This is a genomic window from Bacillus chungangensis (assembly GCF_030812995.1).
In the GTDB taxonomy this organism is placed as follows: domain Bacteria; phylum Bacillota; class Bacilli; order Bacillales; family Bacillaceae_C; genus Bacillus_CF; species Bacillus_CF chungangensis.
Window position 1 is genome coordinate 90136 of sequence record NZ_JAUSTT010000020.1, and the last position, 8011, is coordinate 98146.

Here is an 8011-nt window from a genome sequence, read left to right on the forward strand (position 1 = left end):
AAGTCAAACAAAACATCCTAATGATAGTGCAAATATTTTTCCATAGGGAAAATAATATAATTAATTCTAACCGTAGTATTTCCTATTCATTCAACTAATAAAGTGCAACCTCCATCAACCCACTGACAAAAAGTAGGTGAACAACGTCTTTAAAAAAACTTGTGCAAGGGCAATAAAAGCTGGCCCCATTTATGAGCCAGCTCCCTCCATAATATGATCAGGCCGTATTTACAAAATAAGTGCGGCGATCATCCCAAAAATAATAAGCGGGATGTTGTAGTGTAAAAATGTTGGAACACAAGTATCCCAAATATGATGATGTTTTCCATCTGCGTTAAGCCCTGCAGTTGGTCCAAGCGTACTGTCTGAAGCAGGAGAACCGGCATCGCCTAGTGCGCCAGCAGTTCCGATCAGTGCAGCAGTAGCTAAAGGCGAAAGTCCCGCCGCAAAACATATAGGTACATATAACGTTGCAAGAATAGGAATGGTACCAAACGAAGAACCGATCCCCATTGTAATGACTAAACCGACTAACAGCATGACAAGTGAAATGATAAATGGCGAATTCCCCGTTAATTCCGATGTGCTCTTCACTAATTCATCGACAGCGCCAGTTTCCTTTAACACTGTCGCATAACCAGATGCAATAAGCATGACAAAAGCAATCATCCCCATCATTCCAATTCCTTCCTTCACAACTTGATCACCTGCATTTGTTTTCACAACTCTTGTTAAAAACATAAAGATAATGCCTGCTAATGCACCTAAAACAAGCGACTCTGTTAAAAGTTGAATACCGAGAGCAGCAATAATAGCAAAGATTGTCATTGTATGCTGTATGCTCCAGCTTTGCCCTTTATAATGATCCTTTCGCTCTTTTGTATTTTTCATCTCCGCCATATCAAATTCATTTGCTTCTTGGACAACCCGATCTTTGCGATAAGTGATAAATACAGCAATGAAAAGACCAATTACCATTCCAATCCCTGGAATAAGCATTGATAAGGTGACATCCCTTAAAGCAATCGACATGCCATTCGCTTCCATTTCCGCCTGTATGATCCCTTGAAAAATGAGTCCGAATCCAACTGGAATTGTCATATATGGTGCCTTTAAACCAAAGGTTAAAGCACATGCTACTGCACGTCTATCCAGCTTCAAATGATTAAATAACGTAAGCAATGGTGGGATTAAAATCGGTATAAAAGCAATATGGACTGGAATAACATTTTGTGACAAGCATGCAATGCCTGCTAATGTCATCACTAAAATTATTTTCTTTCCTTGAAACAACCTCATCATGTTATTCACTAGTATGTTTGTGATGCCGGATAAGCCTATCATGACAGCAAACATTCCAAGTAAAATATAACTTAATGCTGTATTCGCTTGTCCTCCCATTCCCGAAACAAGTACATTAATCGTGTCCGTGAAGCCCATACCAGATACTAAACCTGCTGTGATCGCTGCAATTAAAATGGCAAAAATAACGTTCACTCTTAGCAAACTGAGCAAGACCATCACCATTACACTAATCAATACTGCATTTCCTAGCATTTCACAACCTCTTTCCTGCATTAAAGTAACTTCATTACTTTATTGTATCAAAGAATTTGCTGGCAGGGTTTATGAATTATCTGGTATGATGTTCATTTTCAGCGGCTGAATATACTCTCACTTCTTTATTTCAGTTATGCATGAGTTTATTCATTTATCACGTTATTCATCCTTTTATAGAAAAAGAACGCAACCTACATGAATTTCTAATTGGCCATTACTATTCTAGAGGTGAAAGCTACCTACTTTAGAGCAGTAGATTCGCACTTCGAGTACGTATTTCGTTTGGATACAATAAATGAATGATAAGAATGAAGGTTGAGTTAGAAAATTATTGCTATGAAAAATGCGAAGAAAAAATCGTTTTATTACTGAATCACAAAAAAGTGTTTACTTAGACCAAATGATTTGACTGTAAATATTAATCTAAGTCTTTTTTGCGATAGATCATGATTGAAATAAAATAGGAGACAGTCATCAAGACAATAATGAAAGCAAAAGGTATGGCAATAGGATTATATGAAAACAGCTTCATCACCAGGTCAGATGCAGTTTCAAATGTACCTTTTTTTAACATTAATAGACTAAAGACGATGGTAAAAAATAATCCGAAATATACAATTCCTTTCATCAGTCCAAATTGGTATAAAAATGGCAGCAGCATTGCTGTGAATAGCAATATAATAAATAATGTTGCTGCTAGGTAAATCACATTTAGACGATTGCGACCTAAATAATCACTCAACAGTTCGTATAAGGAAAAATCCAGTAGGAAAATCAATAGAGCAGTGCTAATAAAGAATAAGATAATAAAAAGATATTTTGCCAGCACCATATTATTTCTTTTCATAGGCAGGCTTGCATAATATATCTCCGCTTTCGATTTTTCATCATAATAAAAAGAATTAATAATAACTCCCATTGCAATGAACATTAATGCCATTTGTGAAGAAAATTTAAATGCATAAAAGATAATAAAAAATACGAGCATAAACCAAAGATAGCTTATGTTAACGAGAAACTCTTTCCTAATCATTTTTAACATACTGATTTCTCCCTTTTATAATGTTGTACATGATATCATCAAGAGTTGGCTTCTCCACTAAAAAATGACCTGTTAAATCAAGGTCAGCTATCTTCCCTTCATACAATCCTGTACATATCCCCTCTACTGACTCCCACCAAGTTAAACTGTTTTTTAAATCTTCGGAAAAACTTTTTTCCTGCCCCTTCACTAAATGATAGTTTTCTTTCATTTCTTCAATATCTTTGTTAAACTCAATTTTCCCATTCGAAATAAGTACAATATAATCAGCTAAATTATCTAAATCTGATGTAATATGGCTTGAAAAGAACACTGTTCTATTTTCTGATCTCATGAGGTTTCTTATAATTTTCAAAAATTCTCTTCTTACTAATGGGTCTAAGCCAGAAGAAGGCTCATCCATGATAATGAGTTCCGGATGATGTGCTAAAGCCAATGTTAAGGAAGCTTTCATCGTCATCCCTTTTGAAAAATGTTTCATTTTTTTGTTTATTGGAAGGTTAAATATCTCTATGTATTCTGAAAACAAATGATCGTCCCAATCTCTGTAAAAAGGAGAAATGCTTTCTTTTATCTCTTTTAATGATAATTCTTCATACATAAAAAATTCGTCATATACAAATCCGATTTTTTCTCTTAGTAAATACTTTTCATTAGGCTGTCCGAATATCATAACTTCTCCGTTATCGGGTTTTACCACATCCATAATTATCTTAATGAGTGTGCTCTTACCTGAACCATTCGGTCCGATAAAACCCGTTATAAATCCTTCAGGAACTTTTAAGTCAATGTCTTTGAGAGAAAAATTTTTTCGCTGTTTATTGACTTTTTTTAATTCAATCGCATACATTCGCTGCCCTCCTGATCGTAGTATTCCTCAATCCAACTGATGAGGTCCTTCTTACTAACACCCAAATTTTTCACCTCAAATATATATCTTTTGATTTCTGTCTTCAGGTCTTCAATTTGGGTTTGTTTCAAATCACTTAAATCATGAACTTCTTCCGTAACAAACGTTCCTTTTCCAACGTAAGTCTTTAATAAACCTTCTCTTTCTAAATCTTCGTAAGCTTTCTTTGTTGTAATCATACTAATTTCTAAAAGATTAGCTAAAGCCCTCATTGAAGGCAGCTTCTCTCCAGGTTTTAAAGAGCCTTCTAAAATCTTTTGCTTAATCTGATGCTCAATTTGAAGATATAGCGGTATTCTTGAGTTATTTGATAGTAAGATATTCATTTCGCAGCCTCATTTACAAGTAGCAATACTAAAATACAATTAGTGAAAAATGAATGAGCGGGAATCAAAATAAACTGCTGCTTTCTCTTAATTCTACCTAGAATATTATACGTGTGTATATTGATATATACAATATGCACAAGACCCTATTCATTAGACAAATAAAGAGATAATTCGACAAAATCTTTCGTCTTTTTGTAGGATGATTTATTCATTTTTAACATCTTTTAACAATTATCTAGTAAATGATAAAAGAGAGTGATATGATCGAAACGGAGAAGGGAGGTGACATATGGACATGATTAAAAAGGTTTTTATGGTATTAATGGCATTTACTTTGACTTTCGGGGTATTTACTGGTTCATTTGCAAAATCAGTTGTTGAAGCGGCCTCTTTTACAGATCAAGTTACTGAACAGGCAAATGATGATGTAAGTGAGGGTGATGTACCAAAAGCAGAAACTACTGTAGCCCCAATTCTTGTATGGGCTGCTGGAGTACTCGCGGCTGCAGGATTATCTTGGCTCGCTGAAAAACTGCTAGATTGGGGAGCTAAAAAATTCTGCGATACGTATGGAGATTCAAATGCTACTACGAAGTTGGTGTGTGACGTCATTGGTTAATGTATAAAAATAGATTTCATGCGGGAAACCTATTTTTATACATCGCACTATTGAGAAAACAATACTTATTTACTTGGCTTTAGTCCATATACGGACTAAAGCTTTATTACTATTATATCCTATTTAGAAGCATTAAACCATAGTTTGTAAAATAAATACAGTTGGAGACAAAAAATGAAAAATGTTCAAAAGCTTGAATTACTTCTCCTTTTTATCATTGCTGTATCTTTTATCGCAACATTAGGGAGCCTTGCTCTTTCAGAAATACTCATTTATGAGCCTTGCAAATTGTGTTGGATTCAAAGAATTTTTATGTATCCGATTTTTATTATTTCTTTAGTTGCTTTTTTAAAGAGAGAGTATCATCAATATCTATACATTTACATACTCTCATTATTAGGTATGAGCTTTTCTTTATACCATTTTATTATACAAAAAACCCCTTATCTACAGACAAGCAATTTTTGCAGAGATACAGATTGTTATACAGAAATTATGAATATTGGTGGTTTTATCACGATACCATTTCTAGCTTCAGTCGCATTTTTTTTAATCATGACTTCAAGTTTATATATACGAAGATCCTTAAAGGAGATTGTATAAATGACCAGCCAAATAAAAAAACTAACTCTATTATTTATTGGATTATTTATCTTGTTGGGAGTACTATTTTTATTTCTATGGCCTAATAGCAATGATACAAAAGGGAAAAAATTATATCATAAAGATAAACTTCATGCAGCAACACTCCTACAGTTAGATGATCCTCTATATGACAATATCATTACACCATCATCTTTAAAAACAGAACTCGAAAAAAAAGAAAATATCACAGTGTATTTTTATAGTCCTCTTTGTCATCATTGCAAAGAAACAACTTCTATTATTGTACCTTTAGGAAAAGATAAAGGTATTAAACTCTATTTACTAAATTTACTAGAATTTAAAGAAGCCGCAAAGGAATTTAATGTGAAAGGGACTCCTACCATCATTTACTATCAAGATGGAAAAGAAGTTAGACGCTTAGTTGGAACGCAAGATAAAGCAGCATACACCGAATTTTTCCATTTCAAAAGCTGATATAAAGTGAAACTTCCATCAGTGGGGATTTAAGCTCACCCCTATATTCAACAGGAGTGAGCTTAATATATTAGGTTTTAGGATGTACGGTACTGCTGCCATAATCAAGTTGTTCTTTTAATAAACGAGACATTTTTTCTATATCCTCTGAAAAAATGCGATCTTTCTTGATAGATGGCACTGTTTGGCGTAATCTCTCCCATTTTTTCCGTGTTTTTAATGCCATTTTTTCGATCCCTCTGTATTCAACAGCTTGCATTGCACAAATGCATTCGATGGCGAGAACGTTGCGGACATTCTGAATAATACTATATGCATGGCGGGCAGCAATCGTTCCCATGCTTACATGGTCTTCCTGATTTGCTGACGATGGAATCGAGTCCACGCTTGCAGGATGGGAAAGTGTTTTATTTTCTGAGACAAGCGCTGCCGCGGCATATTGCATAATCATTGCCCCAGATTGCAGCCCTGGTTCTGTGCTTAAAAAAGCCGGCAAGTCATTTAACTGCGGGTTTACAAGGCGCTCAATACGACGTTCTGATATATTTGCAAGCTCGGCCATTGCAATTTTCATCAAATCCATTGCAATGGCAATTGGCTGTCCATGAAAGTTTCCGCCGGAAATAACGACCTTTCCTCCCTCAAAGATAAGCGGATTATCTGTCGCTGCATTTGCCTCGATTTCTAGTTTTTCTTTTATATAATCAAGCGCCTGCCAAGACGCACCATGAACTTGGGGAATACAACGAAGCGAATAAGCATCTTGGACTCTTTTTTCTCCTTGGGATGTAACGAGCCGGCTATCATGCAAGAGATTACGCAGCCTCTCTGCAACTGCTATTTGTTGGGGATAACCTCTAGCTTCATGGATTGCTGGATGAAAAGCGTCAATAATACCTTCCAGCCCTTCTATCGTCATTGCTGCTATCCATTCACTTTGCAACGCAAGCTGCTCCGCTTCTAAATAATTAATTACTCCCATTGCGGTCATTGCTTGTGTACCATTAATAAGTGCAAGTCCTTCTTTCGCCTCCAGCATAATCGGTTCAATGCCTTCCCTCTTCAAAACTTCTCGTGCTTGACGAATATGTGCACCATCATATACTTTCCCTTCGCCTATTAAAACGAGGGCAAGATGAGATAATGGCGCTAAATCGCCAGAAGCTCCCAGCGAACCTTGCTGAGGAATAACAGGATGAATGTGAGCATTCAATAGCTGCTGCAGCCTCTCTATCACAACAAAACGAACACCAGAAAATCCTTTTAATAAAGCATTTAATCGCAATAAAATCATTGCCCGGGAAACAATTTCTGGGAATGGATCTCCTACGCCGCAAGCATGTGAGCGAATAAGATGAAGTTGAAGATCGGCCACATCTTTTTCCGGAATGATCACATCACTAAATTTTCCGAAACCGGTATTGATTCCATAAATAGTTTGTTGCTTTGCAACAATATTTTCGACAGCCTCTCTGCTTTTTACTACTTTTTGAATACTCGTTTTAGCAATGTTGACACGTTCTTTTTCAAAACAGATACGGCGAATTTCCTCTAATGTTAATGAATTTCCTGTTAATGCGATCATGAATGCTTCCTCCCTCGACTTTGAATAAATTTAGTGAAACATTTGGTAATTTTTAAGGACAAAAAAAGGGATGATGGCATATAAAATAAGCCACCATCGCCCTCTAACAACTAGTCACTATCGGCAATGACATTTTTATATATGATTAATACCAAGGCCCATTGTTTCGTGCTCTAATCCTTTTATGGGCGCACCAATCGTTCCATAAAAAGCAACTGCCAGCCACTCGCCTTCCATTTTTTCTTTATAGGGTTGGCCGCGAACAACTGCAAAGCGAAGCCCGACTGTTCGTTTCATGTCACCGATCACAAGCTGTCCCCTTGATACTCCTTCTAGTCCTTCTAAAATAGCATGGTATAGTGAATGTGTTTCTCGATAAATATCCTCATGAATCACTTGATGGCGCTTCGCAGCAGTCTCTACAGCTGTAATCACTTTTTCAAGGCTCATCGCGCCTACTTTTCCTTGACAATATTTAACACCTTGTAATTGAGATTCATAAGGCTCTCGTTCATTTTCATTTAATAAAGCAAGCAAGATTGCTATTTTACCAATTAAGATGTTTTGACTCATCCAACATAACCTCATTCTGATCTTGAAAAAATACTATTTACTAATCACTCACTTTATTGTAAACGCTATCATAAAATGACGCAACTTGTTTTTGGAAATTTTAGTAAAATAACAAATTAACGTGTTAAAGGATGAGGTGATACTTTAAGCAGGATACAGCCAATCAGTGAACTACTCACCACTTATCGACCTTGCGGTCTGATTAAAGTGGGAGCTTTTTGGGAACTAGATACTTTTGTTAGCTATCTATATTTACCAAGCTATAAGGGTAGTCCCTACCCCTAGAGAAAATACCAACTACATGGCGAGTTTC

Annotated in this window: 9 protein-coding genes; 3 read left to right on the forward strand and 6 right to left on the reverse strand. The window is 35.9% G+C overall.

Features of this window, described 5'->3' with window-relative positions; all coding sequences use genetic code 11:
• Window positions 1–228: 228 nt before the first annotated feature.
• The 4 genes from J2S08_RS15715 to J2S08_RS15730 all read right to left on the reverse strand — a co-directional run bounded on the left by J2S08_RS15715 (window position 229) and on the right by J2S08_RS15730 (window position 3838).
• Entirely contained in the window at window positions 229–1557 is a 1329-nt protein-coding gene (locus tag J2S08_RS15715) for a Na+/H+ antiporter family protein (RefSeq protein ID WP_307231149.1), read from the reverse strand.
• A gap of 421 nt (window positions 1558–1978) precedes the next feature.
• A complete protein-coding gene (locus tag J2S08_RS15720; RefSeq protein WP_307231150.1) occupies window positions 1979–2602 on the reverse strand; it encodes an ABC-2 transporter permease in 624 nt (207 codons plus the stop codon).
• Window positions 2586–3452 carry an ABC transporter ATP-binding protein gene (locus J2S08_RS15725; RefSeq protein ID WP_307231152.1) on the reverse strand — a complete coding sequence of 289 codons (867 nt, stop codon included), beginning with the start codon at window positions 3450–3452 and terminating at the stop codon, window positions 2586–2588. Before J2S08_RS15725 ends, J2S08_RS15720 begins: the two co-directional genes overlap by 17 nt.
• Window positions 3434–3838, reverse strand: a complete 405-nt coding sequence (locus J2S08_RS15730; protein ID WP_307231154.1) for a GntR family transcriptional regulator — start codon at window positions 3836–3838, stop codon at window positions 3434–3436. Before J2S08_RS15730 ends, J2S08_RS15725 begins: the two co-directional genes overlap by 19 nt.
• Before the next feature lie 292 nt (window positions 3839–4130).
• On the opposite strand from J2S08_RS15730, the gene J2S08_RS15735 reads away from it, so the two are divergent.
• The 3 genes from J2S08_RS15735 (at window position 4131) to J2S08_RS15745 (ending at window position 5540) form a co-directional block, all read left to right on the forward strand.
• Complete coding sequence (locus J2S08_RS15735) at window positions 4131–4460, forward strand: hypothetical protein (protein WP_307231156.1); 330 nt, start codon at window positions 4131–4133, stop codon at window positions 4458–4460.
• Between the two features lie 174 nt (window positions 4461–4634).
• A complete protein-coding gene (locus J2S08_RS15740) occupies window positions 4635–5063 on the forward strand; it encodes a disulfide oxidoreductase (RefSeq protein WP_307231158.1) in 429 nt (142 codons plus the stop codon).
• Complete coding sequence (locus tag J2S08_RS15745; RefSeq protein ID WP_307231160.1) at window positions 5064–5540, forward strand: thioredoxin family protein; 477 nt, start codon at window positions 5064–5066, stop codon at window positions 5538–5540. It begins immediately after the preceding gene.
• Window positions 5541–5610: 70 nt separating this feature from the next.
• Here J2S08_RS15745 and hutH read toward each other — a convergent pair whose 3' ends face one another.
• The gene (hutH, locus tag J2S08_RS15750) at window positions 5611–7125 is read right to left on the reverse strand and encodes a histidine ammonia-lyase (RefSeq protein ID WP_307231161.1); all 1515 of its coding nucleotides are present in this window, start codon (window positions 7123–7125) and stop codon (window positions 5611–5613) included.
• A 135-nt stretch (window positions 7126–7260) separates the two neighbouring features.
• Window positions 7261–7698: a hut operon transcriptional regulator HutP gene (gene hutP, locus J2S08_RS15755; protein WP_307231164.1), complete on the reverse strand. Its 438-nt coding sequence runs from the start codon at window positions 7696–7698 to the stop codon at window positions 7261–7263.
• Between the last annotated feature and the right edge of the window lie 313 nt (window positions 7699–8011).

Excerpts from the sequence above, each read along its gene's own strand:
- J2S08_RS15725 (WP_307231152.1), bottom strand. The coding sequence starts at position 3,452 with ATGTATGCGATTGAATTAAAAAAAGTCAATAAACAGCGAAAAAATTTT.
- J2S08_RS15715 (WP_307231149.1), bottom strand. The coding sequence starts at position 1,557 with ATGCTAGGAAATGCAGTATTGATTAGTGTAATGGTGATGGTCTTGCTC.
- J2S08_RS15745 (WP_307231160.1), top strand. The coding sequence starts at position 5,064 with ATGACCAGCCAAATAAAAAAACTAACTCTATTATTTATTGGATTATTT.
- hutP (WP_307231164.1), bottom strand. The coding sequence starts at position 7,698 with ATGAGTCAAAACATCTTAATTGGTAAAATAGCAATCTTGCTTGCTTTA.
- J2S08_RS15735 (WP_307231156.1), top strand. The coding sequence starts at position 4,131 with ATGGACATGATTAAAAAGGTTTTTATGGTATTAATGGCATTTACTTTG.
- J2S08_RS15720 (WP_307231150.1), bottom strand. The coding sequence starts at position 2,602 with ATGTTAAAAATGATTAGGAAAGAGTTTCTCGTTAACATAAGCTATCTT.
- J2S08_RS15740 (WP_307231158.1), top strand. The coding sequence starts at position 4,635 with ATGAAAAATGTTCAAAAGCTTGAATTACTTCTCCTTTTTATCATTGCT.
- J2S08_RS15730 (WP_307231154.1), bottom strand. The coding sequence starts at position 3,838 with ATGAATATCTTACTATCAAATAACTCAAGAATACCGCTATATCTTCAA.
- hutH (WP_307231161.1), bottom strand. The coding sequence starts at position 7,125 with ATGATCGCATTAACAGGAAATTCATTAACATTAGAGGAAATTCGCCGT.